The 16,394-nt window shown below is 53.2% G+C and carries 15 protein-coding genes; 6 read left to right on the top strand and 9 right to left on the bottom strand.

The annotated features are described in order from the left end of the window. Window positions 1-44 precede the first annotated feature (44 nt). On the bottom strand, window positions 45-1,010 hold the full coding sequence (locus D9A02_RS13255; protein WP_120501408.1) for a glycine betaine ABC transporter substrate-binding protein: 966 nt from the start codon (window positions 1,008-1,010) through the stop codon (window positions 45-47). A 242-nt stretch (window positions 1,011-1,252) separates the two neighbouring features. Between D9A02_RS13255 and D9A02_RS13250 the strand changes: the two genes are divergently transcribed. Beyond that, entirely contained in the window at window positions 1,253-2,137 is an 885-nt protein-coding gene (locus D9A02_RS13250; protein WP_120501407.1) for a LysR family transcriptional regulator, read from the top strand. Window positions 2,138-2,562: 425 nt separating this feature from the next. Here the strand turns inward: D9A02_RS13250 and D9A02_RS13245 are convergent, their stop codons facing one another. The 3 genes from D9A02_RS13245 to pxpA are packed head-to-tail and all read right to left on the bottom strand — an operon-like array spanning window position 2,563 to window position 5,019. After that, on the bottom strand, window positions 2,563-3,564 hold the full coding sequence (locus D9A02_RS13245; protein ID WP_120501406.1) for a biotin-dependent carboxyltransferase family protein: 1,002 nt from the start codon (window positions 3,562-3,564) through the stop codon (window positions 2,563-2,565). Beyond that, a complete protein-coding gene (locus tag D9A02_RS13240; RefSeq protein ID WP_120502532.1) occupies window positions 3,557-4,246 on the bottom strand; it encodes an allophanate hydrolase subunit 1 in 690 nt (229 codons plus the stop codon). Before D9A02_RS13240 ends, D9A02_RS13245 begins: the two co-directional genes overlap by 8 nt. A 2-nt stretch (window positions 4,247-4,248) precedes the next feature. Then, a complete protein-coding gene (pxpA, locus tag D9A02_RS13235; protein WP_120501405.1) occupies window positions 4,249-5,019 on the bottom strand; it encodes a LamB/YcsF family protein in 771 nt (256 codons plus the stop codon). Between the two features lie 298 nt (window positions 5,020-5,317). Here pxpA and D9A02_RS13230 point away from each other — a divergent pair, with 298 nt between their 5' ends. Genes D9A02_RS13230 through D9A02_RS13215 form a run of 4 tightly spaced genes read left to right on the top strand, consistent with a single transcriptional unit; the run spans window position 5,318 to window position 10,392 of the window. After that, window positions 5,318-6,823: a trimethylamine methyltransferase family protein gene (locus tag D9A02_RS13230; RefSeq protein ID WP_162933065.1), complete on the top strand. Its 1,506-nt coding sequence runs from the start codon at window positions 5,318-5,320 to the stop codon at window positions 6,821-6,823. A gap of 11 nt (window positions 6,824-6,834) precedes the next feature. Beyond that, a complete protein-coding gene (locus D9A02_RS13225; RefSeq protein WP_120501403.1) occupies window positions 6,835-7,278 on the top strand; it encodes an SRPBCC family protein in 444 nt (147 codons plus the stop codon). Further along, window positions 7,271-7,975, top strand: coding sequence for a hypothetical protein (locus D9A02_RS13220; protein WP_120501402.1), 705 nt, complete (start codon window positions 7,271-7,273; stop codon window positions 7,973-7,975). The genes D9A02_RS13225 and D9A02_RS13220 overlap by 8 nt, the downstream gene beginning before the upstream one ends. Further along, window positions 7,975-10,392: an FAD-dependent oxidoreductase gene (locus tag D9A02_RS13215; RefSeq protein ID WP_120501401.1), complete on the top strand. Its 2,418-nt coding sequence runs from the start codon at window positions 7,975-7,977 to the stop codon at window positions 10,390-10,392. Before D9A02_RS13220 ends, D9A02_RS13215 begins: the two co-directional genes overlap by 1 nt. Here D9A02_RS13215 and D9A02_RS13210 read toward each other — a convergent pair. Further along, the gene (locus tag D9A02_RS13210) at window positions 10,389-11,309 is read right to left on the bottom strand and encodes a LysR family transcriptional regulator (RefSeq protein WP_162933064.1); all 921 of its coding nucleotides are present in this window, start codon (window positions 11,307-11,309) and stop codon (window positions 10,389-10,391) included. The two genes, D9A02_RS13215 and D9A02_RS13210, sit on opposite strands and share 4 nt — an antisense overlap. A gap of 244 nt (window positions 11,310-11,553) precedes the next feature. Between D9A02_RS13210 and D9A02_RS19580 the strand changes: the two genes are divergently transcribed. After that, the gene (locus D9A02_RS19580; RefSeq protein WP_367946764.1) at window positions 11,554-11,742 is read left to right on the top strand and encodes a hypothetical protein; all 189 of its coding nucleotides are present in this window, start codon (window positions 11,554-11,556) and stop codon (window positions 11,740-11,742) included. A 93-nt stretch (window positions 11,743-11,835) separates the two neighbouring features. Here the strand turns inward: D9A02_RS19580 and D9A02_RS13200 are convergent, their stop codons facing one another. The 4 genes from D9A02_RS13200 to D9A02_RS13185 form a co-directional block, all read right to left on the bottom strand. After that, window positions 11,836-13,299, bottom strand: a complete 1,464-nt coding sequence (locus D9A02_RS13200; RefSeq protein ID WP_120501399.1) for a trimethylamine methyltransferase family protein — start codon at window positions 13,297-13,299, stop codon at window positions 11,836-11,838. Then, complete coding sequence (locus D9A02_RS13195) at window positions 13,292-13,912, bottom strand: hypothetical protein (RefSeq protein WP_120501398.1); 621 nt, start codon at window positions 13,910-13,912, stop codon at window positions 13,292-13,294. Before D9A02_RS13195 ends, D9A02_RS13200 begins: the two co-directional genes overlap by 8 nt. 7 nt (window positions 13,913-13,919) lie before the next feature. Then, window positions 13,920-15,017, bottom strand: coding sequence for a hypothetical protein (locus tag D9A02_RS13190; RefSeq protein ID WP_120501397.1), 1,098 nt, complete (start codon window positions 15,015-15,017; stop codon window positions 13,920-13,922). Window positions 15,018-15,106: 89 nt separating this feature from the next. Beyond that, a complete protein-coding gene (locus D9A02_RS13185; RefSeq protein ID WP_120501396.1) occupies window positions 15,107-16,138 on the bottom strand; it encodes a LacI family DNA-binding transcriptional regulator in 1,032 nt (343 codons plus the stop codon). Window positions 16,139-16,394: the final 256 nt, after the last annotated feature.

Raw genomic sequence — 16,394 nt, 5'->3', positions numbered from 1 at the left:
GGCACCACGTTCGGGTGCCGCGAGAGATATTCTGTCTTAAAGAATTACAGTCCCAACCATGCGTCGACACGATCTGGATTGTTTTCGACCCACTCGCGGGCAACCTCTGCCGGTTCGCGCCCTTTGCCGCTGATCTCATATGCAAAGCCAGAGACATCATCTGCAGTCAGCGAGAAATTGGCAAAAAACTCGGCAATTGCAGGTGAGCGATCTGGTAGAGAGTTTGACCATGCGATCTGAACATTTTTCAGAGCATCTTTCGTGGCCACGCTGGAATTATTGTACCAATCCGGATCATCTGATGGCTGTTTCATGTCATACTTTGCTGCATCAAACGCAGGTTCGCTCAGCATTTGAACATCAAACATGTACCAGATGGCGTGCGGTTTATAGCAGTAGAAGGCGTAGCCTTCGCCCTTTGCAATGGAATCTTTGACGCGGGCGGTTTTCACACTCTCCTCGGCCCGAATTGGATCGATGAAGTCTAATAGGCCGTAGTCGCGTACTTTAACTTCGTTAACGTTGGCTGACGCCCATCCTGGCGCCCCGATCCACATCTCACCTTTGCCATTGCCATCGCTATCCATTTGCATGGCGACGTCAGGACGCCCCAGATCAGCGATGTCGGTGATGCTGTTGGCCTCGCCAAAGTCTTTGGAAACGCAGAAGCCCTGATTTCCCTCATACGGATTAGACGAAAGCGTTACCGTGCCCTCTTCATCAACATATTTTTGAGTGAAACTCTGCTGGTTAGGAAGCCAAACGTCGGGGTGCACATCAATGTCACCCTTGCCTTGGTCCATGGCTTGGAAAATTGTGGCATTATTACCCGGAACAAATTCGACTTCGCCTCCGATGCGCATTTCAACAACAGCTCCCAGTAGGTGCGCGATGGCTTGCGCACCGGTCCAGGATGGCACCCCGATTTTTACTTCTTCCGCGGCAAAAGCTGGAAGCGCGAAGGCGCTGACAGCGGCAGCAAGGCCAAGTGATTTCAACTTATATTTCATAATATTCTCCTCTGTTGGGTCGCGCCATTTGCGGCGTCGTTATTACTTTGATGTTGGTTCAAGTGGTCGGCAGATTGGGCGTCGAGCTCTGCACCGCATTCAGTCCCCCCGGATGTTTGCTCGATAGGATAACTCTAGTTCAGCTTGAATTAATTTCGCCAATTCAAACATTTCATCAAACTATTCCGAAATTGCATAAATATGATAAGCTCTCAAAAGTTAGATGCCGGTGGGGAAAGAAGATGGATTTAAACTGGTTGCGAGATTTCGAATGCCTTGCGCGCACTTCAAGTTTTACCCGCGCGGCAAACGAGCGGAATATTACGCAATCAGCGTTTAGTCGCAGAATCAAGGCATTAGAGAATTGGGTTGGTCTGCCTTTGATCAATCGAGCGACCTATCCGGTCCAGTTGACGGAGGCGGGGCAGCAATTCTTGCCCATCGCGCAGGCCTCGATTTCGCAGCTCTCAGAGGCCCGCCAATCGATCCGGGACGCTGATCGTGGTGACAGCCGCTTCGTCCGCATTTCAGCGCTTCACACGATTTCGGTCAACTATCTGGCCCCACGAATTGAAATTCTTCAGCAGCTGCTACCGGATTTACGTACGCGAGTTGTCTCTGATTCTCTGAGTACTTGCTGCGAATTGTTGATTGAGGGTGCTGTCGATATCATGCTTTGCTACTATCATCACGCGGTCTCTCCAATGATCGATGAAACCGCCTTTGAGCGCAAAGATCTTGTGGTTGACCGACTCATCCCGGTCGCCGCCACAGGGCCGGCACAGACAGGTGGATGGAATTTGAGTAATCGGAATGGCCCACCCATCCCATATCTCGCCTATGAGCGGTCGTCATTTCTGGGCATGGTTGTTGAGAACACAGTGGACCGAAAACCTACGAACACCAGTACGATCTACGTCGATGGCCTAGTAGAAGCAATCAAACGAAGGCTTCTGTCTGGAAGTGGGTTTGCTTGGATGCCAGAAACGGCGATTGCCCCCGAACTCGCTGAGGGGGCAGTGGTACCTGTCGGTAACAGCGAATGGAATGCGGAGTTAACAATCTCAGCGTTCCGAAATCCAAAAATGGATGATGAAACTGCGCGTGAATTATGGTGCCAGCTTTAGAAAATGATGTCCAACGATGTTTGCGGAAACAGAGATTGTTCTTTTAACAATTCCTTACGTGCAGACAAGCTTTCGTGCCAACAAAGCAATGGGGCAGGTTCTCAAACGTCGAGATCAACGCCATGCGTTTGATCTTCTTGCGCAACACTAGCTGCCCGCACTTATCAAAACCAACCAAGTGAAAAACACCTTTGCCTATACCAACGTCAACCGACATCAGCTCATCAAAATCATTCTTCGCTACGCGACTTCTCCTACATGCAGTATAGGCCAAGCTTAACCTGCTGGGTGAAGTGGCCAGTATATCCCATTACTACCGAATGCTGCATCCGGCAGGAATGAGCGCAGTCTGCGGTAAGAGGGCATTGTTAATCAGCAGAAAAGGCAGGCATTTGGGGGTGGTTGATAACCGGATATCTGGCCCCTTACTGGAAGAACTCGCCATGAATAAGGTTGTTCCGCATCAACCGTTGCTCAAGGGTTCCGAGTGGCTCCCCGATCTTATCCAAGTATTTTGAACGTGATAACGAATCGTCACGAACCGCGGAGATCGCTTGTTCCGGGGAAACTGCAGTAAATCTGATCTGTTGGCCGCTGCGGGCCTGAACCAATCTGTCTATATCGCATGAAATGACAGTTGCGATCTTTGGATAGCCGCCGGTTGTCTGATGATCGGACAGCAGCACCGTCGCTATCCCATCACCGGACACCTGAACCGATCCGCGCACAATTGGCTCTGACGGAATAGAAAGGGCACGGTCAAGGGCAAGCAATGGGCCTTTTAGACGCATACCCATACGGTCATAGGCGCCTGTAACGGCAAATGGATTGGATGTAAAAATAGAAAGGGCTTCTTTGGCAAAATGCTGATCTTGCGGTCCCATCACCACACGAATTGGCGCGTTCAACGAGTGATCATACTGAGATATTGCGCCTTCGCGGTCATTGTGAATGCTAGTATCATGGACAGTTAAGACCTGACCCGATTGTATGGCACCGCCGCCAAAGCCAGAGCTGGCATGGGTGGCGCTGTGGCCGAGCCATCTTTCACTTTGCAGCAAACCTGCAAAGGCAAGATAGGCCCAACTTCCCGTTGCACCGGGACGGATGCTAAGCTTCTCTCCTTTGCGAAAGGTCAGCACTGTCCCGGACGTGCCTTTTTGTCCGTTGTGGTCGAAAACAAACCCTTCACCCATGATGGCAAGCGTGACTTCCCCTTCACGGCACTGAAGCGTCACACCGGCTAGCGAGATTTCTATCGCTGTTTGTCCAGGTGAATTGCCGAGCGCGGCATGCGCCGCTGCAAAAGACAAACGGTCCATTGGCCCTGAAGCAGAAACACCAAAGCGCATATGCCCACGGCGCCCAGCATCCTGAAAAGTGACATGAGGGCCTGCAAAACTGACATAGATCTCAGCGTCAGTCATTTGCGTTCCCTTTCGCTAATCGCTCGAATTCTGCCTGAGTGATACGTTCGAATATTACCTTATCGCCAATATTAAACAGGAAAGGCCTATCAGCATTGCCCGTTAAAACCGACGTGGTCGACCGTCCGATAACGGACCAGCCCGTGGGCATCATTATCGTCGTCACAATACATTGAGGGCCAGCGATGATGACGCTGCATCCGGGGATATCACGTATTGCCGCTGGTTTCCGTGGCACCTGAATGGTTTCGGGAACACCCGCAAGATAAGCAAAGCCGGGTGCAAATCCATACATCAACGCACGGTAATTCCCTGCAAGGTGTGCGTTAATCACGGCGTCTTCTGACAGTCCGGTCTGTTGCGCCACAGCCGATAGATCAGGATTAAAAGGATGCTCATAACAGACCGGAATATTATGAGTGATGCCTGTGTAACCGTCTGGTTTGAGGTGCCGCAGCATGTTGCGAATATCAGATGTAATCGTAATATGATCTGTCATCAGCGGATCAAAATCCACCAAGATGTTCACCAAAGCCGGTATGGTTTCAATCACACCCGTCGGCGGCGCATCTACAATAGCTTTGTCCAATGCGACGATGATATTATGCACATCATCGCTTATCTCCGTTGCAAAGCTAACAAGAAGCGCATGGTCTGCGACGGCTTTAAATTGCGCGTTCATCTTCATGACGTAGGTTTGGAAAATTGCCTGATTTCCACCCCATGTGCCAACAGGCGTTTACGTATTTCCTTTGTCATGGCGACGGCGCCGGGGCTATCACCGTGCACACAGACGGATTGTGCTGCTAGGCGAATGGGGTCACCGTCGACGACAGGCATCATGTCGGTTTCGAGATAGGCAATAAGTCGTTCACTGGCTTGCGCGGGGTCATCAATCATCGCGCCCTCTTGCCCACGGGGGACAAGTTGCCCGGTGGAAAGATACCCTCGATCTGCAAAAATCTCGGAATATACTGGCGTGCCTAAATCGCGTGCTGCCAGTTCACTTTGAGTGCCAGAAATCGCGAGCATTGCCAAATCGGGGCTTATCTTTTGGACAGCCGCAACAATGGCATCCGCAACTGATCGGTCACGCGCCGCAAGATTTCCTAAGGCGCCATGGGGTTTTACGTAATCCACTGACACACCAGCCTGCGCTGCAAGCGCCATCAATGCACCGATCTGGGCCGCACACATGCGCCCAACCTCGTCAGGGGGCATAGGGATCACCCGACGGCCAAATCCAATCCGATCATTGTACCCGGGATGCGCACCGACTGAGACGCCGTTTTCTTTGGCAAGCAAGAGTGTCTGGAACATCGTCTCTGGGTCACCGGCATGTGCACCGCAGGCAATATTAGCCGAGGTTACAAGCGTGAGCATTGTTGCGTCATCACCCATCGCCCAAGAGCCAAAACCCTCGCCGAGGTCAGAGTTGAGATCTATTTTTAGCATTGCAGCCTACACATTTCGCACTGTTCGTTTCAGCATACGGGGATCGGCAATGATGTAAATTGCCTGCCATGCAGCCGAGGGTAAGTCATCCAATGAATGAACGATATTGATCATCCTATGCTTGGGCAACCAATCGTCGTTAAACGCCTGCAGGCAAGGGTCTAATAGGTAATTTGCCGACCAATTTGAGGGCGCTTTGTAAACTTGCCTGAATATGATTCATCATTTTTTGCGAGTAATTGAATTTGATCCATCAATTCTTTGGGGTTTAGTGGGTGCACCACAAAAAGGAATTGGCATGGTTCGGCGGGCCACACGGCGACAGACAGGGGAAAGCGGGACGGGTGCGGTACCCGATTGCGAGATACCGACCGGTGGCTATTTAAAGCCATTATCGCCGACAGATGCGTCGATGATCGTGGACCATGCTTTTGAAATGTTGTCACACATCGGGATGTCGGGCTTACCACGACCGATGGCCAATCGCTTACTCACACTCGGGGCACGGCACCGAGAGGATGGTCGCATATGCTTTCCACCTGCGATGATCCGGTATGCCTGCAACCGCGCACCTAAAAACATTTCGCTTCCCGGCTTCACACCAGACCGCGATCTGATGATTGGCGGTGGACGGGTTCATATCGGAACGGGCGGGGCGGCAGTGCAGATGCTGGATGCAACAACCGGAACGTACCGGGATAGCCACCTGAGCGATCTTTATGAATTGATGCGTGTTCTCGATGCGTCATCCCATATTCACTATGGCGTGCGTCCGGTTGTTGCCAGAGATCTTACAGATCCGTTTGAGTTGGACATTAACTCTGCCTTTGCCTGTATGAAGGCCACATCAAAACCCATCGGCATCAGTTTTTGCGAGGCGGATCATGTTCGCCCAATCATTGATATGTTTGACATGGCCCTTGGCGGTACGGGCGCATTCCGTGAGCGGCCGTTTTGTATGGCGGTCATTGCGCACGTGGTGCCGCCGCTGACATATGCCGCCGAAGGTATAGAGATATTAGAGCGGGTCATCGATGCAGGCATGATCCCGCAGATTGTTTCAGCCGGTCAAGCGGGGGCAACCAGTCCAGTGACATTGGCTGGGGCACTTGCACAAGGTTTGGCCGAATGCCTGGCTGGGCTAGTCGTGGTTGATGCCATTAAACCTGGCGCGTCGTGTATCTATGCCCTTATGCCTTTCATCTCAGATTTGCGGACAGGCGCGATGAGCGGGGGCGGTGGCGAAGGCGCTATTGCCAATGCGGCAGCAGCCCAATTGCTGGCGCATCTCGGCCTGCCATCGACCGTGTCGGCAGGCATGACCGATTCTAAGATCGCAGATGCGCAATCGGGATATGAAAAGGGCTACACCGTTGCGATGGCGGGTCACGCGGGCGCTGATATGATCAATCTGTCGGTGGGCATGTTGGGATCAATTATGGTGGCAAGCCTTGAGGCAATGGCGATTGACGATGACATGTGCGGCGCCATTCTGCGGTCGATACGGGGGATCGAAGTATCTGACGATACACTGAATCTTGAATCAATTGAACGCGTGGTGACGCAGGACGGACATTACTTAGGCGAAGCAGAGACCCTTAAGCGCATGAAAACAGATTATCTGTATCCGGCGCTTGCCGATCGTCAGAGTGTGAATGACTGGGTTGATGCGGGCGAGCAATCTATCTGGGACAGGGCACAGGCACGCGTGGCTGATATTCTTGCAAGCCCGGGACCCACACATCTGAGCGTTGAAACAGAGGCGAAAATTCGCGCCACTTATCCCATCCGACTTGAGCAATAACAGGAGGTCCTATGCACGTATTCCGCAGCATGATCATTGACGCACCCATTGAAAAAACCTGGGCTGCAGTCCGGGCCTTTGATGGTGTTGCCGCCTGGAATCCAGGAGTAGAAGGCGCAACACTGGAAAATGGCGCCGCAACACAGGTCGGCGTGGTCCGCAGTCTGAAAATTGCAGATGGCACCATTTTTCGCGAAACTTTGCTGACGCATTCTGATGTCGAAACCTTCTACACCTATGACATTCTGGAAAGCCCACTGCCGGTCACCGGATATGTTTCGATCCATCGTTTCATTCCGATCACCCACGGTCAGCAGACGCTAAGTATCTGGGAAAGCTGGTTTGAGTGTGCACCGGATAACGCTGCTGAAATGGAACAGGTGGTTGGTGATACCATTTACATCGGCGGCATGGCCGGCCTGAACAGGTTTATGAAGGAGACAGAGAATGGCTGATACCTTAGCCCCGCGCGCTGTGATTGGTGTCATGACGCCCGCCATGAACACGGTCGTGCAGCCAGAGCTGGAGCTTTTGCGCCCCGCAGGTGTGACCAACCAGATGCAACGGTTTCGGCTGGGCGGTGATGTGATTTCGGATGATCTGCCTGATGAGGCGGCCAAGTTGATGGATTGTAAACCTGCGGCCATCGCCGTGGGGTTGACCACAGATGCGGGTCCCGGCGGGCCCGACAAGCTGAAAAAACGCTGTGATGAAATATCTGCCCAAGTCGAGGTCCCGATCTATTGTGCATCCTTTGCGGATTACGAAGCCCTGCGTACCTTGGGGGCGACGCGGGTTGGCATCGTGACGCCATTCAATGCTGATGTTGATGCTGTCGTAAAAGCTAACACCGAAGCGGCGGGGTTCAACGTGGTGAGCATAAAGGGCACCAATGCCCCGTCATTACCCGCTATTTGCGAGACACCTGCTGACGATATTCGACATGTCTTTGCCGAGGTTGCAGCGACCGAGTGTGACGTCATCTTGCAGGTTGGGACCGCTCTACCAGTTGTCGCTATGATTGCGGATTTGGAAGCCACACATGGCAAGCCTATCGTCGCCTGCAACGCTGCAGTTTATTGGCAAACGTTACGCGGTATCGGGATCACGGACCCAATCCTCGGATACGGTCAGCTACTCGAGGCGCATTAATGAGCACTTATGTTCAGGTGGCGGTCATTGGTGGCGGCGCTGTCGGTGCTGCAATCCTTTATCATCTGGCTGAGGCCGGTATTACCGACACCGTTTTACTTGAGAAGAATGAGCTGACAGCCGGATCGACCTGGCATGCGGCGGGTAACATCCCGACTTATGCTAATTCATGGCTTGGCATGCGGGCGGGTAATTACGCATGGCAGCTCTATAAAGAGCTTGCCAAGGACCCTGAGGCTCCAATCACCTATCGGCATACCTCGGCCATATGGCCGGCACATACACCCGAGCGAATGCAGTTGTTTCAGCATTTGTGCGGCGTGTCCCGCTCTGCCGGGTTTGATCTGGAGATGCTCAATCCAGCCGAGATTGAAGAAAGACACCCCTATTGGCGGGCCGATGAAACGGTTTTGGGTGGTATCCTTGACCCATATGAAGGTGACATTGACCCCAGCCAGTTGACACAAGCGTTGGCGAAACATGCGCGTGCCAATGGTGCGAAGGTAAAACGCTTCACTCCAGTGACCGGGTTGGCTCAGCGTGCGTCAGGGGAATGGGACGTCGAGACATCTCAGGGTACATTTGTAGCTGGCACGGTTGTTAATGCTGCCGGATCAAGCGGTGGGATGATCGCCGCACTGGCAGGATTACATTTGCCTGTGGTCACGCTTGAACATCAATACATGGTGACCAGCGCATTACAGCAACTGGATGAAGATAGTGCCGTCTTTCCGCTAATCCGTGATCCGGATATTCGGTATTATCTGCGCCGTGAACGCAATGCATTGTTATTGGGATCGTATGCACATGACGGCCGCCCGGTATGGCAAGAGGGCGTACCTGCTGATTTTGATCACCAGCTTTTTGCCGATGACATTGACGGCATGATGGAGGTTTTTGAAGCTGCAGCAGCCCATGTGCCGATTTTGGCCGAGGCCGGCGCACAGCGATTTGTGAATGGACCGATCCCTTATTCGCCCGACGCGCTGCCATTGGTTGGGCCTGCGGGCGGTGTGAAAAATTTCTATCACGCGACTGGCGTTCAAATCGGCATCACCCATTCTGCCGCAATTGGGAAGGCAATGGCCGAATGGTTGACGGTTGGAGAAACAGAATGGGATCTTTCAGCTTGGGATCCACGCCGCTTTGGGCCTTGGGCCAGTCAAGAATATGCTGCGAAACGTGCGTCGCAGCACTATGATTTACAATATGCGATCCCTTACCCTCACCGGACTATGGATTCAGGACGGCCGGTCAATCAAACTCCGCTCTATGACCATCTGTGCGATCAGGGTGCTGTGATGGGGCAGGTCGGGGGCTGGGAGCGGGCGTTTTGGTTCAAGCAGGACGCCGCAGCAGACGCAGGCGAACTGAGCTTTGGGCATGAGCCATGGCAGGATGCCGTGCGTGTTGAATGTGAAACTGTACGTGACGCTGTTGGCATCATGGACCATGGCGGTTTTACAAAATACCTGCTTGAAGGACCAGACGCAGCGGCAATTTTAGACACTGTCGTTTGTGGAAAATTGCCCCCAGTTGGTCGCGTTCGCCTGTCATACATGCTGACGCCAGAGGGGCGCATTTGGTCCGAAGCGACAATTGCGCGTTTGGCAGAAGATCGCTTTTTGCTCTGCGGACCAACGCTGGCGGTTGAGCGGGATTTTGATTGGATTTCTGCTCAGGCCGAAAGAGCAGATGTGACGCTGACCAAAGGCTATATACATGACGGGGCTTTGCTGGTCATGGGACCAAAATCACGTGAGCTTTTACAGTCTCTGACATCGTCAAACTTAGACGCACAGACTGCGCCGTGGATGAGCGTGGCAGAGATCGAGATTGCCGGCATTCCGGTCACCGCTTTGCGGGTGAGTTATGTCGGCGAGCTGGGGTGGGAATTGCACGTCTCCTCAGATCATCTGACCCAGCTTTTTCAGGCCATTTGGCAGGCCGGTTTAACGCATAACATCTGCAATTTTGGCTCCTACGCGCTCAATGCGATGCGCGTTGAAAAAGGCTATCATGGGTGGGGAACAGACTTCGGGACTGAATACACACTGTTTGATGCGGGGCTATCGAAGTTTGCAAATATGGCGAAAGGCCCATTTACAGGACGAGAGGCCGTCGCCCGGCAATCAAAGACAGACGTTGAGTGGAGTTTTATCGGGATGGAAATCACTGATCTCGGCCCTGAGCCTTTGCCCTCAGATCCAATACTAAAGGATGGGGTTGTCATCGGCTATCTTACGTCGGTTTCTATGGGATACCGTACGGGTAAACTGCTGGCCCTTGGGTATGTTAAAAATGGTTCTCTGAGCATGGGTGAAGAATGCTCAGTTCAGGCTTTTGGGGTTGAGCGCAATGCCGTGCGCCATGAACATCACGTCTATGACCCTGAGAACAGCAGGTTAAAGGGTTAGCTAAAACCGCCGCTAATGCTGGACCATGTCGCCAATGCTTTGCCCACGTCTGTGATTGGTCCGGTATTGCTATCTTCAGAACGCATCAGAGCTTGCCAAGGGATCTCTATACCGTCCTGCCCGACGCGAGCTCCAATGATACGCCCTGCTTCAATTGCGGGGCGAACAGCCCAATCCGCCAGAACGCTTGTGCCTTGGCCGGCGGCTACCAGCTCGACGATGGCTTCAGGTAGTTCGACAGTAGCCGTCCAGCGAGGATAGCTTTCCGACGGGCGGAACAGGCGGGCAAATTCCCGATCCGGTTCAGGTGTCTTTGTGTAGGTGATGAAATCTTCACCTTCGATATCGGAGCCTTCAATAAAGGGTTTTCCTGCAAGGCGATGATTGGGTGGCATTATAAAGACCAACGGGTCTCGAAATAGCGGGATATGATTTGTGCCAAGCGGCACCGTTTCACCTGAGACAACGATCAGATCTACATGTCGGTTGGTCAGTGCCTGAACGGGTTCTCGCCCGGCACCCGCCATGACTTGCAAATCCACCCCAGGAAGATGCGCCCGCAGATAATTGGTGAAGCTGGGCAGCCAGTGATAAGAGCTGTAAGCTTCAACAGCGATGCGCACCACGTGTTCAACACCGCGATCCATACGTCGAACATCCTGCTCAGCACGGTCCATTTCTGACAGAATGCGATCGGCAGTTTCGGCGAGGTAGTCTGCGGCGGGCGTCATGCGCAGCCGCTTGTGCATGCGCGTAAACAAAACGACATCCAGTCGCCGCTCGGCCTCTTTGATGCGATGCGATAAGGCCGAAGGTGTTACGCCCAAAGCCTCGGCCGCATCGGTGACGCGCCCGTGCTCCGCTATGGCACGGATCATCTTGAGGTGGCGCAATTCAAGAAGGGGGCCGATTGGCATTTCTTTTGCCTGAATTAATTTCACGAGAACTACCATTTTAATTAACTCCTCCTCATCCATGGTCAAGATAAAATTCACCTGCAGGGCAGGAGGCGACAGGCAATGGCCGAAACAGTTCAGGAGATGTGGTGTGCTCAATCGCGGTCAGTTCTACCTGCGGGAGGGTTTGGGAATTACGATCCAAGCATTGTAATCAAAAAAAGGCCGCGGGGCGCGTGTCTGGGATGAAGATGGGAAAGAATACATCGACTACCTGATTGGTTTTGGACCAATGCTCGTCGGTCACAACCACCCGGAAGTGATGGAGGTTATTCAAGCTCAACTTTCCGATGGCATGACGTTTTTCACCAACAATTCTGTAGGGATAGAATTGGCTGTATTGGAACAGTCACGCTTTAATGCCGCCCCAAGTGCTTGTTTACGCCACTTATGAAAGTTCATACACCTTCAATTAACTGCATCGTACTGAGAAATCTAAAGCGGAAGGGTAAGGAACTCTAAGACTATTGTAGCGTAAAACTCCGAACTAGTTATCTAACACATCAGAAAGTTTCGTTCTGATCCGGGTACGCAAATCTCGGCTTCCGTTTTCGAGCCAAGCATCTGCATCGGAGCGTTCAAAGAGTGTTGGATACCAATTTTCGCTCAGGAATCTGTCTTGCGTATGCTGGTCCGTTAAATAGCTGTTGTCGGGGGCGGCGCGTTGCACCACGTCATAGGCAATGGTGTCGGCGTTGACCGGGCAGCCTGCCGCCATCTGATTGGTCCAGCCTACCAGTTCATCGCAAAGTGCCAGCATCTCAAGCGACCCGGTTCGCCCACCTGACAGGAAGCCGAGGTTGTGCACAAAGGGCGTGCCCGCCAGTGCGGCGATGGCCATGTTCGCCCCGGCCTCGGCGGCGGCTTGGGCGTCAAAGGCGTGTGAATCTGAGCATCCCGCCCCGATCCATGACGGCACACCGATGGATTTGAAGTAATCCGCCGCGCCCAAGCCGTTCAGCATGTATTCGGGCGACCCGTAAGCCAAATCCGCCTGCCGCATATCCATGGGCAAAACAGCAGATCCACTCATGATTGGGGCACCCGGTTCCGTGAGTTGGTGGATGACGATGCCGGCGATGGCCTCGGCCGAGGATTGTGCGATTGCCCCGGCCACGCTGATCGGGCTGGACATCCCGGGGAAGGTGGCTGGGTAACACACAATTGGCATGTGATGATGTGCGGCATTGATCACGCGCTCGCAGAAATCTTCGGGCAGGCGCAGGGGAGAGATTGGCCCCATCAGCTCCAGCGCAATGGGCTTGTCCGCCAGGTTGTTGTAGCCTCCGGCCAGTTCGGCCAAATGCGCCAAAATGCGGTTCTGAATATGCTCATCATGTGCCAAAACGGCTGCGGGTTTTGAGCAATGCGCAAACAGTACTTTCACCGTTTCAACCGCCTCGTCCTCGGCGGAAATGTCGCTTGGATAGCCCAAGGAACAAGACATGCTGAGATTGGGCAGTACTTCGCAAACCTTGGCGGTTTCGCGAATGTCCTCCAAAGTACAAGGGCGCAGTTCCCCGGTTGTCCGGTCCAGAATGCGCACGCAGTTGTGCCCCGGGCAATAGGATGTGATCTGGCTGGAGGTATCGACCCTGAGCTTGCCGTTCAAATCATAAAGCTTGATTTCGCGCGGCACCGTCTCCAACGCGCGTTCTACCAGCTCAGGCGGCATCCGCAGATATCCATCATCGCCCAGCATGCAGCCATGATCATTGATCAATTTTGTCCGGGCACCCTCATGTTCAACAATCACGCCGATCTGCGACAGGATTTTCAAAACGGCCTCGTGGATCTGTACCAGTTGCCCCGTATCAGCCACACGCAGTTGCAGAGCCTGATCCTTGAGCGGAGAGATGTCGGCAATATGGGCCTTGCGGTTGACCTTGTCCGAGCGCGAGCTTTTGCGACGACCACCGCTGCGGCGTGGTTTTTGCGCGAGTTCAACCATTGGGTTGCTCCTCCATGATGTCAGTCAGTGTTGTGGTTTCCAGACCGATAGTTTCATTCCCAAGGGTGATGCCCAGTCCGTTGATCATCCGCGTCCAGTAGGCAAAACTGGCGGCAATTTGATTGACGTGCACAATCTCCGCGGCGCTAAGACCGGCGGTGGTCAATGCGTCGATATTATCGCGCGTCATCGCTTCAGGTGTGTTGCTCAGCTTGCGGGTATAGAGTGCGATGGCACGTTGCCGACCCGACAAGATGTCGGATTGCAGATCACCTTGCTCCAGAACGGCCAGCACCTGTTCCGCCTTGCGCCTGTCAGGGGCCGTCGCGCAGAAATTTTCACCATGATGGGCGCGGGCATAGACGCAGTGGTTCAGGATCGCCACGTAGGTTGCAACAAACTCGGCATTGTGCAGATCCAGCGGCGCATCGGGGGCGTGCAGGATCGCCTGATAGAATTTATGCACCGGCAAGATGGCCGAGGGCCAAGGGGATAACGCCTGATACAATCGATGCAATGTGCCATCGTCGCGGCATACCTCTTGGCGTATCTCCTCGGTCAAAAAGCTATCGACCGGCGTGTCGTCTTCGATCCAGCTGGCGGAATGAGTCATGGGAACCTCACAAACCAATATCTTGATACGTGGCCATGTCATCAGAGGTCAGGCCGAATTCCTGTAAAAGAGTCTGCGCCTCAGCGGTTTGAAAGAAGGTAACCTCGCCATCGGTGAGGAACGCCTCGTCATCAAATCGCACGGTCGGATCGATGATGTGCCAGTTGATCTCGCCCGGCGGATAGTCCCCGCAGGTGTGAAAATGCAGATGGCGGGGCGAGCCGAAGATCATCCCATTCCACCGCACTGGGTCATCCTTGGCCGCTGCAAAATATCCGGTGCCGGGGTTGAGGCCGTGATGCCAGGAATGGATCAGGGTTTCATCCAATCCAAACTTTTCCGCCACCATTCGCGCATGTGCGCGAAAGGCTTCGACGTCTGGCCCGTGGCCCTCAATGTCCGTGCTATGTCCGTTTGCCACATGGATGGTGATCGGCGTGTTCAAATAATGCACCTCGGGTGAATAAGCGTGCGTATTTGTCCCGGTGACCCAGCGTTGCAGGACGATCTTGCCATTCATCGTGTGCGCAGAAATGGGTTTGTGTACTGACATCGGAAACAGGCGCACGGCAAAACCACCGCTTGAGGCCGAAACCGGTTTAGGGGCGGGGATCTCGCCGCTGACATCCGTGCCTGCCGGGCAGGTGATGTTCCATTTCTTCTTGCCGTCTAACGTACCATTGAACAGGGCGACCATGCGCACCATGAAATCATGATCATAGGTCGCTGCGCGCGAGGCCAATGTGTCGACATCCAGCGTATAGACCATCGTTTTGCTGCCCGCGCCGGGCAGAGATCTGAACCGCATCTGATCCCCAATCCGATTGAGGAACACGGTATGGTCCACCTTCGTCATTGCGGCGTTCAGGGCTTCGGGCACATCATCCGGACCGTCTGCACGCGGTGTTGAAAGGGTCAAAATAGTTGCACCTATTTCTCGGGCCTGTTCAGCGATGATATCGGCAACCGCATTGTCAAAGTAATCGATCTGCCGATCTTCCGTAATCAACAACAGGCTTTGCCCTTTTGATAGCTGCACGCAGTTGCGCAGTAAATTCCGGGCGCCTGCAGTGGCCAGCGCGTGTTTATTGGCGTGTACATTCATGATCAGAATCGCTCTGTATTTTGCAAAATCATCATATTTTAACGTTACAATATGTAAAAAATCAAAAAGATCCAGAGAAATTTTGACTGTTAAGTGGTGTCGCCTTCGACCAACTCCGCAGGCAGGGTAATTGTTGTTTGATCAAAGCTGCCGGTGTCTAAAGCCTGCAGCAATTCGCGGGCCCCGACACAACCCATTTCATAGGCAGGGGACTGCATGGTGGTTAATGTCTGCGCCGTGATCTCGTGGAGGCCAAAAGCATTGAACCCGGTGACGCAGGTTTGCCCCGGCACATCGACGCTGGCTCGTTGCAAGGCTTTCAGGGCCCCAAGCGCAATCTCATCGTTGATACACATGATTGCTTCCGGATACCCGTGTTGTGCGGCATGCGTGTTCAAGGCGGTGATCACGTCGCGATGGCGGCCATCGCCACTTGGAACAATGTCCAGCTGTTCAACACCACCCGATTGCGCAATTTCATCCCGCATGCCAGCAACACGCGCATTAACGGCGGCCCATTCGTTTTCACCGGCTGTCATGATCAAGACCGAGCGAGGTCGCCGCTTTAACACGCGCTGTGTCAATATTCGCGCTGCCACATAGTCATCTTGCATGACCGAGCAGATTTGATCAGATGGCACGTCCGGCGCTTCAAGAAACAGAACGGTTGGTTGCTGAAACTCGCGGATCAGTTTGAACTGATGCGCCCGCTGTGCGTCTGACCCAGACAACAATACGCATAATCCATCGGTCTGCACATTGCGCAGCATGGCCGATGTATCAAAGGCATCGGGTTTTACCCCTTGCAGGATCACAGAAAACCCGCCGTCGTTCAGCGTGTTGCTGATCCCGGCGATGATCTGTGTCGTGTAACCATCCGATAGGTAATGGTCAGAGGCATCCACCACGATGACCCCGATCGACCACAGTTTAGACGTCCGCAACATGTGCGCACCATGGTTCCGGCGGTAATTCAGCTCCCTAACAGACTGTTCGACCTTCTGGCGCATCTCAGGCGTCATCAGGTTGAACCGACCGTTCATAAAGTTCGAAACGGTCATCGGCGAAACTTGCGCGTGCTCGGCGACTTGTTTCAGTGTGACGCGTTTTTTCATGGGCATTGGAAAATCATTTTAATGTTACAGGGCCAAATGCGTGGAATGTAACCGTCCACAATTGAGTCTGATTAACAATCTCATTGAGAGCATGAAAGGTAAATTCCTTTTTCGAAACACAGTGTAACCTAACAGAATTGATATTACATAACATGATGAAAAGCTGTGTTCAATTTTCTGGAAAGTTTGATGATCTGAGTCGAATTACCATCCCGTGAATCTAATCTAACCCGAAGCATAGAATGTCGGCTTTCCGCCCGAT

The sequence above is a fragment of the Roseovarius sp. EL26 genome, from assembly GCF_900327775.1.
In the GTDB taxonomy this organism is placed as follows: Bacteria; Pseudomonadota; Alphaproteobacteria; order Rhodobacterales; family Rhodobacteraceae; genus Roseovarius.
This window is presented reverse-complemented; position numbering and strand designations above follow the sequence as displayed.